Source organism: Streptomyces sp. NPDC058231, assembly GCF_042882275.1.
Classification (GTDB): domain Bacteria; phylum Actinomycetota; class Actinomycetes; order Streptomycetales; family Streptomycetaceae; genus Streptomyces.
The window spans coordinates 1-16,434 of record NZ_JBHVWN010000090.1 but is presented as its reverse complement, the minus strand read 5'-3'; the positions used below and the strand labels follow the sequence as shown (position 1 = coordinate 16,434).

The 16,434-nt window shown below is 70.1% G+C and carries 12 protein-coding genes; 7 read left to right on the top strand and 5 right to left on the bottom strand.

The annotated features are described in order from the left end of the window. The first annotated feature begins 51 nt into the window (after positions 1-51). Positions 52-1,197, top strand: coding sequence for a PP2C family protein-serine/threonine phosphatase (locus tag ACFVXE_RS35035; protein ID WP_389677355.1), 1,146 nt, complete (start codon positions 52-54; stop codon positions 1,195-1,197). A gap of 45 nt (positions 1,198-1,242) precedes the next feature. On the opposite strand, the gene ACFVXE_RS35030 is transcribed toward ACFVXE_RS35035, so the two are convergent. Next, entirely contained in the window at positions 1,243-2,133 is an 891-nt protein-coding gene (locus tag ACFVXE_RS35030) for a helix-turn-helix domain-containing protein (protein ID WP_389677353.1), read from the bottom strand. An 82-nt stretch (positions 2,134-2,215) separates the two neighbouring features. On the opposite strand from ACFVXE_RS35030, the gene ACFVXE_RS35025 reads away from it, so the two are divergent. The 3 genes from ACFVXE_RS35025 (at position 2,216) to ACFVXE_RS35015 (ending at position 4,582) form a co-directional block, all read left to right on the top strand. Beyond that, positions 2,216-2,809, top strand: a complete 594-nt coding sequence (locus tag ACFVXE_RS35025; RefSeq protein WP_389677371.1) for a non-oxidative hydroxyarylic acid decarboxylases subunit B — start codon at positions 2,216-2,218, stop codon at positions 2,807-2,809. A 79-nt stretch (positions 2,810-2,888) separates the two neighbouring features. Further along, positions 2,889-4,313: a non-oxidative hydroxyarylic acid decarboxylases subunit C gene (locus tag ACFVXE_RS35020; RefSeq protein WP_389677351.1), complete on the top strand. Its 1,425-nt coding sequence runs from the start codon at positions 2,889-2,891 to the stop codon at positions 4,311-4,313. Positions 4,314-4,354: 41 nt separating this feature from the next. After that, on the top strand, positions 4,355-4,582 hold the full coding sequence (locus ACFVXE_RS35015) for a non-oxidative hydroxyarylic acid decarboxylases subunit D (protein ID WP_389677349.1): 228 nt from the start codon (positions 4,355-4,357) through the stop codon (positions 4,580-4,582). A gap of 189 nt (positions 4,583-4,771) precedes the next feature. Here ACFVXE_RS35015 and ACFVXE_RS35010 read toward each other — a convergent pair whose 3' ends face one another. Then, the gene (locus tag ACFVXE_RS35010; protein WP_389677347.1) at positions 4,772-5,254 is read right to left on the bottom strand and encodes a lamin tail domain-containing protein; all 483 of its coding nucleotides are present in this window, start codon (positions 5,252-5,254) and stop codon (positions 4,772-4,774) included. 567 nt (positions 5,255-5,821) lie between these two features. After that, a complete protein-coding gene (locus ACFVXE_RS35005; protein ID WP_389677345.1) occupies positions 5,822-9,667 on the bottom strand; it encodes a S8 family serine peptidase in 3,846 nt (1,281 codons plus the stop codon). 277 nt (positions 9,668-9,944) lie between these two features. Between ACFVXE_RS35005 and ACFVXE_RS35000 the strand changes: the two genes are divergently transcribed. From ACFVXE_RS35000 to ACFVXE_RS34990, 3 genes are all read left to right on the top strand, one after another. Next, positions 9,945-10,997: a winged helix-turn-helix domain-containing protein gene (locus tag ACFVXE_RS35000; protein WP_389677343.1), complete on the top strand. Its 1,053-nt coding sequence runs from the start codon at positions 9,945-9,947 to the stop codon at positions 10,995-10,997. Positions 10,998-11,274: 277 nt separating this feature from the next. Beyond that, entirely contained in the window at positions 11,275-11,775 is a 501-nt protein-coding gene (locus ACFVXE_RS34995) for a GNAT family N-acetyltransferase (protein WP_389677341.1), read from the top strand. A gap of 300 nt (positions 11,776-12,075) precedes the next feature. Continuing rightward, on the top strand, positions 12,076-14,178 hold the full coding sequence (locus ACFVXE_RS34990) for a GxGYxYP domain-containing protein (protein WP_389677340.1): 2,103 nt from the start codon (positions 12,076-12,078) through the stop codon (positions 14,176-14,178). Between the two features lie 99 nt (positions 14,179-14,277). On the opposite strand, the gene ACFVXE_RS34985 is transcribed toward ACFVXE_RS34990, so the two are convergent. Both ACFVXE_RS34985 and ACFVXE_RS34980 read right to left on the bottom strand, forming a co-directional pair. After that, positions 14,278-15,285, bottom strand: coding sequence for a PHP domain-containing protein (locus tag ACFVXE_RS34985; RefSeq protein WP_389677338.1), 1,008 nt, complete (start codon positions 15,283-15,285; stop codon positions 14,278-14,280). A gap of 253 nt (positions 15,286-15,538) precedes the next feature. Further along, positions 15,539-15,985 carry a nitroreductase family deazaflavin-dependent oxidoreductase gene (locus tag ACFVXE_RS34980; RefSeq protein ID WP_389677336.1) on the bottom strand — a complete coding sequence of 149 codons (447 nt, stop codon included), beginning with the start codon at positions 15,983-15,985 and terminating at the stop codon, positions 15,539-15,541. Positions 15,986-16,434 lie beyond the last annotated feature (449 nt).

Here is a 16,434-nt window from a genome sequence, read left to right as displayed (position 1 = left end):
CCGACCCGTTGAACCTTCCCCATCAAGGATGAGGTCTGCCTTTGCACCGATATGCTGCATTTTGTGATCACGTTTCAAGGGTTGCGACGCCGTACTCCTCGCTACCGCGGCCCGTGGGAATCCGCGCTGCTGTCGCCGGTGATCCTGACCGCCCTCATCACCTGCCTGGCGTTCACCACACCGCGTGAGGTCGCCTTCAGCCGTCTCCTGCCCGCTGCCCCGGCACTCGCGGCCTCCATCTGGCCCGTGCTCCCGACCGCGCTGCTGGGGGCGTTCTGTCTGGCGATCATGGTCGGTCTCGATCTGGTCTACGCCGACCTGGGCACGGCGTACACGGGAGCTGCGATCGTCGCGGTCACCGCGGCGGCCGCGTACTCGAGCCACGTCCGGATCCAGCGGGAGGAGGCGCTCTTCCACATCCGGCTCGTCGCCGACACGGCCCAGAAGGTGCTGCTGCGCCCCCTGCCCCGCAACATCGGGGACGTCGAGATCGAGTCGCTGTATCTGGCCGCCCAGGCGCAGGCACGGATCGGTGGCGACTTCTACGAGGCGGCCGACACACCGTACGGGGTACGGCTCCTCATCGGCGATGTACGCGGCAAGGGCCTGTCCGCCGTGGGGGCGGCCTCGGCAGTGGTCAGCTCCTTCCGGGAGGCCGCATACGACGAGCCCGACCTGAGGGGCGTCATCCACCGTCTGGAGACCAGCACCACACGGCACAGCGCCGCGTTTCCCGCCCAGGATCTGCCGGAGCGCTTCGCCACCGCCCTTCTCGCCGAGATCCCCCGCGGTGCCGGACACGTCAGGCTCCTCAACTGCGGGCATCCCCCACCGCTGCTCATGCACCACGGGGAGATCCGCGTACTCGACCCCTCCACCCCCTCGCCGCCCCTCAACCTCGCGGTGCTGCTCGGGGACCAGTACAACGTCGAGACCGTGGCCTTCGCCCCGGGCGACCAGCTGCTGTTCTACACCGACGGCATCACGGAGACGCGCGACCGCACCGGCGCGTTCTTCCCGCTGCCCGACTGGATGCGGGGGCAGGCCCCGGAGGGTCCCGGCGCATTGCTCGACCGGCTCCACCGGGAGCTCCTCCGTTACAGCGGGGGAAAGCTCAACGACGACATCTCGGCACTCGCCGTACGCCGCCCGGAGACTGCCGAAGACGTCGGTGGCCCCGCTCGGCCCGCCGTCTGAGCGTACGGCTGCGGGCCGAGCCTCATGCCCTGCGCCGTCGCATGGTCACCCGTACCCGCCCGGACCGCCCGTACCCCGGGCCACGCCACGGAACTCGAGCGGTGTCCGGCCGTCGCGGGTGCGGAAGAACTTGGTGAAATCCGTGGGGGCGGCGAATCCCAGCCGGTCGGCGATCTCGGCGGAGGGCGCGTCGGTGTGCACCAGGAGCCGCTTGGCCTCCAGCAGGATGCGGGCGTCGAGATACTGCTTGGCGGAGGAGCCCGTGGCGGCCTGGGCGGCCCGGGTGAGGGACCGCACGCTGTATCCGAGCGCGGCCGCGTAGTCACCGACCCGGTGCGTACGGGAGAAGTCGCGTTCGACAGCGGCCCGGAAGCTACGGAAGGTGCTCCCCGTTCCGGCGGGCGACGACGGGCCGGGGCCGGCGTGGGCGAGGCGGAGCAGAAGGACCGACAGGAGCAGGCGCAGGGTCTCGATGTGCACGTCGAGGGGGACGGACGCCAGGTCCGCGTACTCGTGTGCCAGGTGGCGCAGGGCAAGTTGCGCCGCCCGCGCGTGCGGCGCCGTCGGCACCACCGGGGACTGGTCGTACGGCGGGTCGGGGTCGATGGTGACGAACCCCGGCTGCCAGATGACGATCGCGCCGCGCGCGGTGACCAGATCGCGGAGGTCGTAGCGGTGCACCTGGCGCGGGCGGATCCACAGCCAGCCGCCGGCGGGCACGGTGTGACCGGTGAAGTCGACGGTGTGCCGCAGTGACCCCGAGGAGACGTGGATCAGGTGGTGGAAGGTCGGGCGCTGCGGAGTCGACAGGTCGATCGCCCGGCGCCGGCCGCGGGCCCGCAGTTCGGCGAAATCGACGATGTCCATCCCGATGGGGGCTCCCAGGGACGGCCGGTACGGGACATCGGTGATGGAGTCCTGTCCGTTTTTTCCCATGGTCGGTCCTCAGGCTACCGTCGGCCGCCCTCAGTCGCCTCCTACGGTCGTGAGCAGGGCCGACAAGAAGGAGCTGAACGGCGTGCGACTGATCGTGGGGATGACCGGGGCGACCGGTGCCGTCCTCGGTGTGCGTTTGCTGGAGAACCTCGCCGAGCTGCCCGAGGTGGAGACCCACCTCGTACTGAGCCGCTGGGCGAGGACCACGATCGAGCTCGAGACCGGGCGCAGTGCCGCGGAGGTGGCGGGGCTCGCCGATGTCGTGCACAACCCGGAGGACCAGGGTGCGACCATCTCCTCCGGTTCGTTCAGGACGGACGGCATGGTGGTCGCCCCCTGCTCCATGAAGACGCTGGCCGGTATCCGCGCGGGATACGCCGACGGGCTCGTGGGCCGGGCCGCCGACGTGGTGCTCAAGGAGCGCCGCAAGCTCGTCCTGGTACCGCGTGAGACGCCGCTGAGCGAGATCCATCTGGAGAACATGCTGGACCTCGCCCGCAAGGGCGTGCAGATCGTGCCGCCGATGCCGGCGTTCTACAACCACCCCGAGACCGTCGACGACATCGTCGATCACATCACCACCCGTGTTCTCGACCAGTTCGAGCTCCCCGCGCCTGCCGCCAGGCGCTGGCAGGGCATGCGCGCCGCTCGCGCCGCCTCCCGCCCTGCCGCCTGAACCCCCTCCTGTGCCTCCAGAACCCCCTGGGCCTCCTGCGCCTTCCGAGAACGAGCGCCGCCCGAGAAAGAGAGCAACCATGGCGTACGACGACCTTCGCAGCTTCCTCGACACCCTCGACCAGGAAGGGCAGTTGCTGCGGATCACCGAACCGGTGCTGCCGGAGCCCGACCTGGCCGCCGCGGCCAACGCGGCCGGCCGGATCGGCGAGGGCTCCCCCGCGTTGTACTTCGACAACGTGAAGGGCTTCACCGACGCCCGGATCGCCCTGAACGTCCACGGTTCGTGGCGCAATCACGCCCTGGCCCTGGGTCTGCCCGCGAACACCTCCGTCAAGGACCAGGTCGAGGAGTTCGCGCGGCGCTGGGACGCCTACCCCGTGCCCCCCGAGCGTCGCGCGGACGCGCCCTGGCAGGAGAACAGCATGGCGGGCTCGGACGTCGATCTGTTCTCGGTGCTGCCCCTGTTCCGTCTCAACGACGGGGACGGCGGTTTCTACCTGGACAAGGCCGCCGTCGTCTCCCGTGACCCGGAGGACCCGGACCACTTCGGCAAGCAGAACGTCGGCACGTACCGGATCCAGGTGATCGGCCGCGACCGGCTCGCCATCCAGCCCGTTCCGATGCACGACATCGCTCACCACCTGCGCAAGGCGGAGGAGCGTGGCGAGGACCTTCCGATCGCCATCACCCTGGGCAACGATCCGGTGATGACGATCGTGGCCGGCATGCCCATGGGGTACGACGAGTCCGAATACGAGATGGCCGGTGCGCTGCGCGGTGCCCCCGCGCCCATAGCCACCGCCCCGCTCACCGGGTTCGATGTGCCCTGGGGCTCGGAGGTGGTCATCGAGGGCGTGATCGAGAGCCGCAAGCGGCAGATCGAGGGCCCCTTCGGCGAGTTCACCGGCCACTACTCCGGCGGCCGCCGGATGCCGGTGATCCGGGTGGACCGGGTCTCGTACCGCACCGCCCCCGTATTCGAGTCCCTCTACCTGGGCATGCCCTGGACCGAGGTGGACTATCTGGTCGGGCCCAACACCTGTGTGCCACTGCTGAAGGAGCTGCGCGCGGAGTTCCCCGAGGTACGGGCGGTCAACGCGATGTACACGCACGGCCTCGCCGTGATCATCTCCACCGCCAAGCGTTACGGCGGATTCGCCAAGGCGGTCGGCATGCGGGCGATGACGACCCATCACGGACTGGGCTACGTCACCCAGGTGATCCTCGTCGACGAGGACGTGGATCCCTTCGATCTGCCTCAGGTGATGTGGGCGATGTCGTCCAAGGTCGACCCGGCTCAGGACGTGGTCATCATCCCGAATCTGTCGGTGGTGGAGCTCGCGCCGGCCGCCTCCCCGGCCGGCATCACCAGCAAGATGATCATCGATGCCACCACGCCGGTGGCCCCCGACGTCCGTGGCAATTTCAGCACTCCGGCGAAGGATCTGCCGGAGACCGCCGAGTGGGTCGACCGGCTTCGGTCCCTGATCGCCGCCCGCTGACCCGTACGCCCTCTCCCGCTGCCGTCCGGAGGAACTCACCCATGATCTGCCCCCGTTGTGCCCATGGCACCATCGAGACCATCACCACGTCGCCGGTCCCCGGCGTCTGGGACGTCCTGCAGTGCGCGCGCTGCCTCTACATGTGGCGCACCACCGAGCCCGAGCGCCGAACCCGCCGCGAGGCGTACCCGGTCGAGTTCCGCCTGACCCAGGAGGACATCGACAACGCGCACGAGACGCCGGTGGTGCCGCCTCTGATCGCCGGCTGAGAACGCGGCCCGCCGGTCGGTGACCGGGTGATGTGGATGTCGGACGCACGCAGAGGTCCCCACGCGTCGACACCTTCGCGTGGCGGGGACCGGACATGACGAAGGCGTGCCACCACCGTGGTGGGGGTGGTGGCACGCCGGGTCACGGTGTCCGCCCGGTGTCAGTGGCGGGGCCGGTCGGGGTGTGGGTCAGCGGTGGTTGCCCCAGGAGCGGGTGTCGACCGTGCGGCCGCGGTTGTCGCGCAGGGTGGCCTTGTCCGCGTAGTTGCCCCAGACCGCGGTGCGGCGGTCCTGGAAGACGTCGCGACGGGTGTCGCGGCCCTGGCCGGTGTGGACACGGACCGTCGCACGGCCCGGCAGACGCAGATCGAAGCGGTAACGGCTGCCGTCCCGGTTCGACAGCGTCCACCCGTGCAGGTTCACCGTGCTGCGCCCGGTGTTGGTGACCTCCACCCACTCACCGTTCAGCGAACGGTTCGAACGGTCGTCACGACCGGGACTGTCGTACTGGACCTTGCCGAGCACCACCTGCGCATACGAGTGACCGGGGCGGCCGTGCCCACCGTGTCCGTCGTCGGCAGCAGCCGGCATCGCCACCACCGCGACGACGGAACCGGCCGCGAGAGCGGTAGCGGCAATACGACGGACGGTACGAGAAGCAGACATTGACATCTCCTCAAGTAAAGGGCGCCCAGACCCAGATCACGGGCCATGCTGCGCGGTGCGGGTCCCGGCCACCGAGGCCGAGAACCACAGCTTGGAGCATCTCCCCCAGCCCAGACGGAAGCCCCGGTTCACGTTACTGAATGCGGACATTTCCGTAACGCGCGATTGCACCGGTCACCCGACCCACACCGACGCGACCCTGACATCCCATGCCAAATACACGCATCCACCCCACAACCGGCAGCAAGCCGTTTCCGACCCCCCGCACACCCCACCCCGCCACCCACGAGCCACCCGAACGGCGGCACGCCGATCAAGTAACAACCACAACACCCCGAAATTCGGACACACACGACACGATCGAATATCAGTCCATGGATAGCGCGACAACTACTCCCACCAGGCGTCCGCCGTCTCTCCCGGCCCGCACCCCCCGAACCGGATCTCTGCCGCCCCGGGACGCGAACACACCTTCCCGCGCCGCCGGGTGGTGTCACACCGCAGGGGGCAGGACCGTGGTGCCGGCCCCGCCCCCTGCAGTCGTGTTCCGTTCTCAGCGGTGTCGTGCCACGGTCACTTCAGGCCGAAGGCCCGGGTGATGGACTGCGTCACAGCGTTGCCCTCGATGTCCCGGGCGGATGCCCGCACAGTCACGAAGCGGGCGCTCCTGGGGGCATCGAGCCGGGTGCGCCAGCCGTGTCCGTCACGGGTTCGCGCCAGCGACGCCCGGTGCCAGGTGGCGCCGTCGTCGTACGACAGTTGCAGGGTGACGTTCCGGAAGCGGGCCGGCGGCAGCTCCTCGTACGTGGTCGGGAACTCGCCGGGTCTGGCCGGCCTGACGGTGAACTGTGCGTCGCGGTGGGCCCTGCCCGAGAAGTCCGTGTCGACGTCGTAATCGAGCTGGACCAGCGGCAAGGGCCGGTTGTCGGAGTGCGAAGCGGTCGCCCCGGAGGTGAAGGACCAGACGGTGCGCGTGGTGGTGGAGTAGGGGCTGGTCCACGTGCCGCGTGAGTTGTCCGAGACGATCCGGTAGGGGAGCCGCCCGGGCTTCAGGCCCGTCACCGCCGTGTAGTAGGTGGGCGCCTGGGCGAGCAGGGTGTCGCCCTGGTAGATGGAGGTGCTCGTCCGGACGTCGGGGTTGACGACGAAGCTCTCGCGGTCGGCGCCCGCGTCGCCCCATCCGGGGATGAACGCCCACATCGCGTCGGCCTGGCGGGACACGTACGTGCCGTCGTACGAGATGCGCGGCCGCTGGATCGGGGAGAACCACTTCTCCGAGGTGCGGCTGCCCGCCGCGTAGTGCTTGTCCGCGGCGACGATCCGGGTCTCACCGGTCACTGTCGCGGTCTGCCGCCACCGCACGTCGGCGGAGACGTAGTCGATGCGGTCGCCCTGGGCCTGGCCCGGGAGTTCGGTGCCCAGGGCCCACCAGTCGTTCTCGGCCCACACATCGAAGCGGTAGTCGGAAGCCTGGGCGGGACGGTAGTTGCGGAAGGACATGTCGATGCGGGCGAGGTCGTCGGTGCGGGGACGGTAGGTGAGGTCCGCCGTGATCTCGTTGCGGTACGTGCGCACCACGTCGTACAGATATTCCGTGGTCGGGTCGGAGTACACATCCAGAGGTCGTCCGGCCCCGACTGCCCGGGCGATCAGGCGTCGGCCCTGCTCGCGGTCGAGCGTCGCGATGGTCAGTGGCGTGATGCTGCCGAAGGCCAGCGGTTCCAGGCGGCCCGGGCGGTCGTTGACGACGAGCAGCAGATCGGCTCCGGCTCCCGCCGCGGCGGCGGCCTGGTCGGCCGGCGGAACATCCTCGTTGCGGTCGGCCACGACGGCCTTGCCGTGGACGTCGCGGCCCTCGTAGTCCGCGGCGGCGCCCTGTCCCACGTACACCGGCCTCATCCGGTGCGACCCCTTGGACAGGGGTCGGGTCCCGCGCCGCACCAGCAGGTTGTCGAACGAGTCGCGGCCGGAGGAGATCTTCATGGCCGGCTGCTCATTGCGCCACCGGGTACGGACGCCGAAGGTTCCCTCGGTCACCTTCGCGGTCGGCTGCGCCCAGACGCTGTCGTCCGAGCGCGGCATGGTGAAACTCGTGCTCTGCGTGGTCACACCGGGGAACGTCCGCGTGTAGTCCACGCGCACCGCGGTCGTCTCGGACTCCCGGGGCGTCCGCAGTCTCATCTCGCGAGCCTTGCGGGCGTCGAGCACGACAGTCCTGTCGCGGTCGAGCTCGATCTGCGGCGCGGCGAGCAGGGCGTGTCCGCGGGACTGCGGACCATGAGCACCTTCGACCTGCATCCACTCGGCCAGCGACCAGGTACCGGCCGGCAGTTCGAGGGTCATCGTGCCGGGCGACTCCAGGATGAAGTTGATCGCCCAGTTGTTCACAAGGGGGTCGGAGTCCTCACCGGATGCCCCCATGACGACCGCGGGGCCCCTGTACTCCGCGCCCGACCGGTCCTTCGGCACGATCGTGAGCTCGAACGTCTGGTTGGCGGTGGTGAAGCCGACCGCGGTGTGGGCCAGGCGGGTACCCGCCGACACGGCGTCGACACGCGCGTCGTAGGTGGTTCCGCGGGCCGCCTTGTCGACGTCGGCGGACACGGTGGCGGTGGCGGTGCCGTGTGCGGGGACGGTGACCGAGCGCTTCGACAGGGCGAAGAGGCCGGCCGGAGCCTTCGGCGCCGACACCGTGAGGTTCAGCGTGACCGGGGTGTTGCCGGTGTTGGTGTAGGTGACCGGCTCGGTCACGGTCGCGCCGGGGTCGGCGGGCCAGGCGTGCTCGCCCAGGTCGACCGTGCCGGTGGCGTACACGGATGCCCTGGCTGCCGCCGCGATGTCGACGCGGCCGGCGCCGGCCTGGAATGCGGTGTAGGCCGGGGTGGCCTTCGAGGTGCTGACCAGTGCGTCCTTCAGCTGCTGACCGGTCCAGTCCTGATGTTCGGCGGCCAGCAGCGCGGCCGCTCCGGCGACATGGGGCGTCGCCATCGACGTGCCGCTCATCGCCACATACTCCCCGGTGCCACCGGCGTACCGTGAGTTGGCGGCGACGATGCCGACGCCGGGCGCGGTGATCTCCGGCTTGACCATGCCGTCGAGCCAGCGGGGACCGCGGCTGGAGAAGGGGGCGAGCCGGTCGTCGCCGTCCACGGCACCGACGGTCAGTGCCGCGTCCGCGGCGCCGGGCGCACCGATCGACTTGGCGTCCGGACCCCAGTTGCCCGCCGCGACGGTGAACAGTGTGCCCGTCTCGGCACTGAGCGCGTTGACGGCCTGGCTGAGCGGGTCCGATCCGTCGGTCGGGGACGAGCCCAGGCTCATGCTGATGACCTTGGCATGCGCGTCCCGGGCGGCCCACTCCATGCCCGCCAGGATCCAGGAGGTCTGTCCTGCGCCGTCGTCGCCCAGGACCTTGCCCACGTGCAGCCTGGCGCCGGGGGCGACGCCTTTCTCCTTGCCGTCGGAGGCGGCACCGGTACCCGCGACGGTGGAGGCCACGTGGGTGCCGTGTCCGAGCCGGTCGACTACGTCCGTGTCCGAAGCCGCATGGCCGAGAGGGCCGTCTCCGGGACCCGACTCGGGCACGAAACTGCTCGCCTCGGCGACCTGGCCGACCAGGTCGGGGTGCCCGGCGTCGATACCGGTGTCCAGTACCGCGACGTCCACGCCCTTGCCGGTGTTGCCGCCGGACCACACCTCGGGTGCGCCGATCTGCGCGGTCGAGTCCGCGAGGGTCGCCTTGGCCTTGCCGTCCAGCCAGATCTTGGAGATGCCGCCGGCCAGGGCGGGCCTGGGCGCCGGCGAGGCCAGGAGCGCACTGCTGCGGGCCACCGCGGCCGCGCTCACCCCCGAGGTGACCGCCGACCAGAACTCGGGAGCCGTGCGGTGGTCCTCGGCGAGGGCCGCACCGTTGATGCTGGAGAAGCCGCGGACCCGGGACGCGCCCCGCGGGGCGGTCCGTGCGCGGGCGGCGGCGCCTGTGTAGGTGACGATGAGCGGCAGCCGGTTCATCCGGGCGTCGTCGTAGCCGTAGGACACCAGCTGGGTGACGTTGAAGAGTTCCTTGTCCAGGATCCCGGCGGAGACATACGGCGAGGCCGACTCGGGGTACACGTACAGGTCCTTGCCGACCGTGCTGGTGTAGGCGGCGATGGGCTCACCGTGCGGGCCGGACACCGAAGCGGTGCCGGCGCCTGCACCACCGGGCGTGACAACCACCTTGTCGCCGGTGATCAGGGTGACGGTACGGGGCCCGGCCTGTGCCGCAGCGGCAGCCGGGCCGAACGCACCGGCCGGGGCCGTGCCCTCTGCTCTCGGTGGGGGCTGTGCGCCTGCGGATGTCGTGACCGAGAGGGGCAGCAGTACCGCAGCGATGCCGAGCGCCGTCAGCCTCGTTCTTCGGGAGGATATGGAAGGCAATGTGAATTTCTCCATGCTTTGCGGGGTCAGTACTGCTGGGGGAACGCTCTGGTTCCCGTCCAGCCCTACGGGGTGCCGCAGTCGGGCACGGCGCAGCTGCGACATGCGGACAACTGCGGGCACCGCGGCAGCGCACACGTCGCACGCCCGCGGTTCGTCGACCTGACGCGCACTCGCGGCGCGCGCCGGACGTTCCGCCACGCCCGTTCCCCGCGCATCACCGGGGACGGACGCGGCCGGTGGGCACAGCTTCCCCTTCGGTCGATACGATCTCGACGTGATTCGGCCTGACCCGAAGAACGACATTCCGGAAGGAACCGCTCAGGCTGTCATGGTCTACCGCATACATTTCACGATTCAGGATCTGGCCCGGACACGTGTGGCCGAGGCGCCGATGCCCCTGCACGAACTGGAACTTGCGGCGCGAGCCGTGCAGAGCCGCAGCGAGCCTGCCCGGCTCGACGACTGGCGGCGCCGGGTCCGCGCACAGCTGTCCGGCCAAGCCCGCATGGTCCTGGCCCTCATGCCCGCGGTGGGGCCCTCACCGGGATTTCTCAGCCCCGCAAAGGCCGGTGCCGTCGAGGAGCTCCTGGATCTGGTACGCGGTACACCTCGCGAACGGGTCAGGACAAGTCTGCGCGAAGCGGCACACCATCATCCTTCGCTGCCCGCGTGGACCCGCCGGCTGGCGGACGACGCGTCGCTCTTCGCCGAGCTGTGCACAGGGCTCGGCCATCTCCACGCAAGCCTGCTCGCCCCGTACTGGACCCAGTTCACGGAGCACCTGGCGGCCGACCGGACCCTGCGCATGCAGCACCTGCTCGACGGCGGTGTCGAGCAGCTGCTGACGCAGACCAATCCTCGGTGGATGCAGTGGAAAGCGCCGGTGCTGGAAATCCGGATGATCAACGGAGCCGATCGCGACCTCTATCTGGAAGGGGAGGGCTTCCTGCTCATTCCGTCGATGTTCTGCACCCGCGCCGTCGTCACCGACGGCAGGCCCGTCTCGGTGAGCTATCCCGCCTGCCAGGACCGGCGCCCGCGTGAACTCACCACCCCTGCTGCCGTGTCCGGCCACGCGCGCTCCCCCCGTGTGTCCACACTGCTGGGTCGCACGCGCACCGTGGTACTGACCACCATCGCGGAACACCACGGCTGTTCCACCAAGGAGTTGGCGGCTCGCGCGGGTATCGCGCTCGCGAGCGCCAGCGAGCACGCGACCGTGCTTCGCGAGGCCGGGCTGATCCGCTCCCTCCGCCACCGGAACTCGGTGCTGCACAGCCTCACCCCCCTCGGCCTGGCACTCCTCAACACCCCGGTGGGAGGCTGAGATCCTCCGGTGCCGACCTGGGGTGCGGCCGCCCCGGCACCTGGACGGATCACACCCGTCCGTCTCGCATGACCGCCTCCGACGCGGTTCGGGCGGCGTCCCAAGGGCTGTCCCGTCATCCCTGACGGGCGCGCGACGACAGCTACGGCACCTCGCCGCGTTGTCCGACCGCCCGCACAGGCCCAGTACGAGGACGCCCCTCCGCCTTACGATGCATCGCATCCGACGCCGTACGCTCATCCACCGGGGATGACGGGACAGCCCTTGGAGTGCTGCCATGCCGTATACGCCGATGCCGCACCTGCTCGCAACCGCTCGGCTGGAATTGCGCCATTGGACCGAATCCGATGTCGACGCCCATCGCGTGCTCGTCGCCGAACGGGGCGGCGGCATGCCCTCGATCGAACACAACCGGCGAATGATCGCGGATCAGCGGGCTGCGTCGGCACTGACAGGGATTGCCCTGCTGGCCGTCATCCGTCGCGATGTGGGCGACTTCATCGGGTACTGCGGACTCACTGTCGGTCGAGCTTCCGTTGACGAACCAGAGATTGCCTACGAGTTGTTCCGGCGCGTACACGGGCAGGGCTATGCCACCGAGGCGGCGTCCGCGGTGCTCGACGCGGCGATCGCGACCGGACGCAAACGGCTTCGGGCGACGGTGCGTCCCTGGAATGCGCCGTCGTTCCGGGTCCTCGAAAAGCTCGGGTTCGAGCGCGACCGCGTCTCGACAGATGACCGTGGCGAACTGGTATGGCTGACCCGATCCCTGCCATGACACACGGCCCGGTGCCGGGCTCGACGAGCCGAGGGGCGACGCACCCTGGGTGCGTACCGGTTCACGGTGCTGCGGCCGCACATCGAGGACGGCGTGCCGAGCCTGCGGGCGAGCGGGCGCAGCAGCCGCCCGTTCCGTTGACGGCGCGGCGCGGCCGCCGGTAACTTCTGGACTGCATCCAGAGATGACAACGTTGTCAGAACGGGCCGGAACCCTTGGATCGCCCCCGCGGGTCGCCAGACACGACGCCCGTTCTCCGGCATCGCTGTCGGAGCCATCGAGCGGAAACGGTGATCGAACATGGTGTCCCGACGAACGTTCCTGCGCGTCAACGGTGCGGCAGCAGCAGCCGGCTTATGGGGGCTCGGACAGCCGTCCGCCGCCCGGGCGGAGGGCGTGCCCAGTCGCCTGCTGCCGTCTTTCGGCCGCCCGCTCCGCCTCGATGTCGCCGACGTCGGCGATCTCCCCGGCGGCGACCAGATTCTCCTGACGACCCTTCAGGGTGTCGTCAACCGGCACCGCCCGGAGCTGTACTTCACGTTCTCCGGCGGAGAGGCCGATGCCCGCTGGCTGACCGGGATCGACGTCCCCAAGACCCACCACGCCGACCCGATGGACCTCGTGGCCACCTACCGCAAGCGGGTGCGTGGCGCGATCGTCCCCGACCCCGATGTCCCCTCCTCTATCAACGTGGCCACGACACTCGCCGGCCTGGAGGACGCCGTCGTCGCCGACGAGGCGCGCGCCAAGGCACACGGCCTGCCCGTCGTCGAGGATCTGCGCGGTCGTTTCGGTGACTCCCCCGACCCCGTCGACGTCTACCGCTGGCAGTTCGACCACCTCTACCCGCGCTGCACGCGGCGGCTGCTCGCAGGTCTTCCGCCCACCATGAGCGTCGATGTGCCGGGTGTCGTCTGGCACGAGGTGGCACGGGAGACCCAGCAGATCCGGGATTCCTCGAACCGAAAGGTGCGCTCCCTCGACCTCTCGCCCGCGCTCGGCAAGGACGACGTCTACCTCCGCTTCCAGGACTCCTTCACCGCGGACGGCTGGGGTCCCTCCGTCGCGTCCATGACGGTGACGGCCGACGGACGCACGCTCGCGTCGTTCAAGGCCGGGAGCACCGAGGAGACCCTGTACCTGTTCGACGCCGGAGGATCATCGATCGGCGCGGAGGCCAACCGCTTCGCCGACGGGGGAGGTTCCTTCACCTACCGGTTCACGCCGCCCGCCGGCACCCGGCAGCTCACGGTGGAGGTCGACCTGTGGAACCAGTTCCTCGTCACCGCCTCGGACACCGAGCCCAACCGCGTCGAGCCGTTCCCGTACTTCCGTGACTACGTGGTCGCCACCCGCGCCATGGTCTGCTGGCTGCCGCCGTCGGGTGGGACCGGTGATCTCCTCGCCGAGATCTTCGCCGGCGTCGCGCCCACCACCCCCTACGCCGGGTGGTTCGCCAACGACGTGTCCGGCGAGTGGGACGGGGTGGATCTCGCTGCCCGGCACGGCGTCGAGGTGCTTCCCGCGGACTTCTACATGAACGCCACCGTCCATTCCGGTGTCCCCGCTCGCATCCGCAACCGGCCCCGCACCGTTCCCAAGGCCCGACTCCGTCCGAAGGTGTATCTGACCCTCACCTTCGGCGAGGGCGACAACGTGCAGTACTGCCAGCGTCGTATGCGTGAACTCTGGGACGACGAGACGCGCGGTTCGGTGCCGCTCAACTGGACGGTCAGCCCGCTGCTCGCCGATATCGGCCCGGCCCTGCTCGCGCACTACCAGCACACCGCCACCGAGAACGACCTGCTGATCGGCGGGCCGTCCGGCGCCGGCTACACGTATGTCGGCGCCTGGCCGGCCGCCGAGCTCGACCGCTACACCGAGCTGAGTGGGCGTTATCTGCGCAGAACCGGGATGGACCTCGTCTACGCCTACAACAACCGTGACCAGGACGGCTGGATCCCCATCCCCGACGCGGTCGGCCGCTCCTACCGCGAGCACACGCCGGTGCGCGGCATCATTCAGTCCTGGGAGCTCGGTGGGCTCGTCTCCGCGCCCGGCGGTGTGCCGCTCGTCGGCAACTTCATGCCGCCCGGCGGAAATGCCGCGTCCTACCGTGTCGCGCTCCTGGAGCACGTCCAGCACTGGGACGGTACGGCCCCGCTGTTCGTCGCCGGGGCAGTCAACGCCTGGCAGTGGACGCCTTCCGACGTCGCCGAACTCGTCGGAACTCTGCCCGATCCGTTCGAGGTTGTGCGTGGCGACACCTTCTTCGACCTGATGCGCAGCAGCGGAACGGTACCGGCGCCAGGAGGAAAACGACTCCCCGGCCTGGGGGTAGCCGGAGGCGGCATCGGTCGTCGGTCGCGCGACGGGTCGCCGCGGGACGGCCACCGGGGGTAACGGTTCGGGGCGAGGTTACGACGGGACCGGCTCCGCCCCGCGGGCGGGCAAGTCATCCGTGCCCCGGGCGACTTCACCCGCGCCACGGGCGGGCCGGACTCACCGTCCCGACCAGGCCAGCAGTTCGTCCACCGGCCACGCGGTGACGACCCGTTCGATCGGCACCCCGCACTCCTCGGCCCGGGCGCAACCGAAGATCTGCCAGTCGAGCTGCCCCGGCGCGTGCGCGTCCGTGTCGATCGCGAACAGCGCACCGGAGTCGACAGCCTCACGCAGCAGGCGCCGCGGCGGATCGAGGCGCTCGGGACGGCTGTTGATCTCCACTGCTGTGCCCGCCTCGGCGCATGCGGCGAAGACCGCGGCCGCGTCGAACTGCGATTCCGCGCGTCCCCGGCCGGTGACCAGACGGCCGGTGCAGTGCCCCAGCACATCCGCGTGCGGATGGCGCGCGGCCGCCACCAGCCGGCGTGTCATGGCGTGCGCGTCCATCCGCAGCTTGGAGTGTACGGAGACGACCACCACGTCGAGTTGTTCCAGCAGGTCGTCCTCCTGGTCGAGGGAGCCGTCCGGGAGAATGTCGCACTCGATGCCGGTGAGGAGCCGGAACGGCGCCCAGCCCTTGTTGAGTTCGGCCACGACGTCCAACTGACGGCGCAGCCGGTCGGGCGACAGCCCGTGCGCCACGGTCAGCCGGGGCGAGTGGTCGGTGAGGACAGCCCATTCGTGTCCCAGTTCCCTCGCCGTCCGTCCCATCTCCTCGATCGGGGACCCACCGTCCGACCAGTCGGAGTGCAGATGGCAGTCGCCCCGCAGCCCCGCGAGCAACTTCCCGCCTCCTTCCGTGAGCGGAGCAGCCGCGGTTTCCTCCAGTCGCTGCAGGTAGCCAGGCACCTCGTCGGCCACCGCCTCGCTGATCACCCGTGCCGTCTTCGGCCCGAGGCCCCGGACCGACTCCAGTGCCCCTGCCGCCGCCCGTTCACGGACCTCGTCGTCCGCCATCGCGCCGACGATGTCCGCGGCGGTGCGGAACGCCCGTACCCGGTAGGTGGCCGCCCGGCCACGTTCGAGCAGGAAGGCGATCCTCCGCAGGGCATCGACCGGATCCATCGGAACCTCCCGCCCGACACGACGGGGGCGCACCGAGGCTCCCTCCACGTTGGCACACGTCGGCGGTGTGCGGCATCCCGAGCGGCCCGCACGGCTCGGCCGACCGTCGCAGGCGTCCGGTGGGGTGCGGTCCTCGTGCCGGAATCGCCCGCGACGGCCAGGAGCCGTACCGGAGGCCATTTCCACGGCGTCGGCACTCGCCGCGGGGCTACCGGAGTGTCCTTACTTACCCGCTCCTCCTCCGCGGCCGGGGTCAGTGACTCCCGGGCGCGGGCTCCAGAATGAAGACGGGAATCTGCCGGTCGGTCTTGCGCTGGTAGTCGGCGTAGTCGGGGAACGCCTCGACCGCCCGGTCCCACCACACAGCCTTCTCGTCACCGGTGGCCTCTCGGGCGTTCATGTCCTGACGGACCGGACCGTCCTGGAGCTCCACCCGGGGGTCGGCCGTGATGTTGTGATACCAGACGGGGTGCCGGGGAGCGCCGCCCTGCGAGGCGACCACGGCGTACGTGCCGTCGTGCTCGACCCGCATCAGAGGCGTCTTGCGGATCTTCCCGCTCCGGGCTCCGCGCGTGGTCAGGATGATGACCGGCATGTCTCGCATGGTGGTCCCCTCCTTCCCGCCGGAGCTCTCGAAGAGCTCGACCTGGTCGCGGACCCACTGCTGCGGGCTCGGTTCGTACTCACCCTTGAGAGGCATGCGATCTGTCCCATCGTCATTGTTCGGACATCGGGGGCAGCGGAGTCTCCCGCTGCACGGAGAACTCTGTCACCATCCGGTGCCACACGCTCCGGAAGGGGAGGCGTGTCATGGTGGCAGGCGGACCGACCGATCGCGCCATCGCCTCCGGCCGCGGCAGGTCATGACAGCCGAGCCACGGTCACACACCGGTCGTGCGACTGGACCCCGATGCTTCCTCGGCCCGCCCGGACAACGGTGGTGCCGGCACCAGCAGTACGAGCCTCGCGAGGACTGTCAGGGCCCGGCGGAGGACGACCACCCCGCGTCGCCCGCGCCGGCGCCCCTGGGCGCATTCCGGCCCCGGGCGGGTGCTAGGGCCTTTCGTTTGGATCAGGCTGGGCTCGCGGGATCTGGCACCGCACCTCGCCGCGTTGTCGTCGGTCGTCAGGGCTCCGCCATGACTCCCT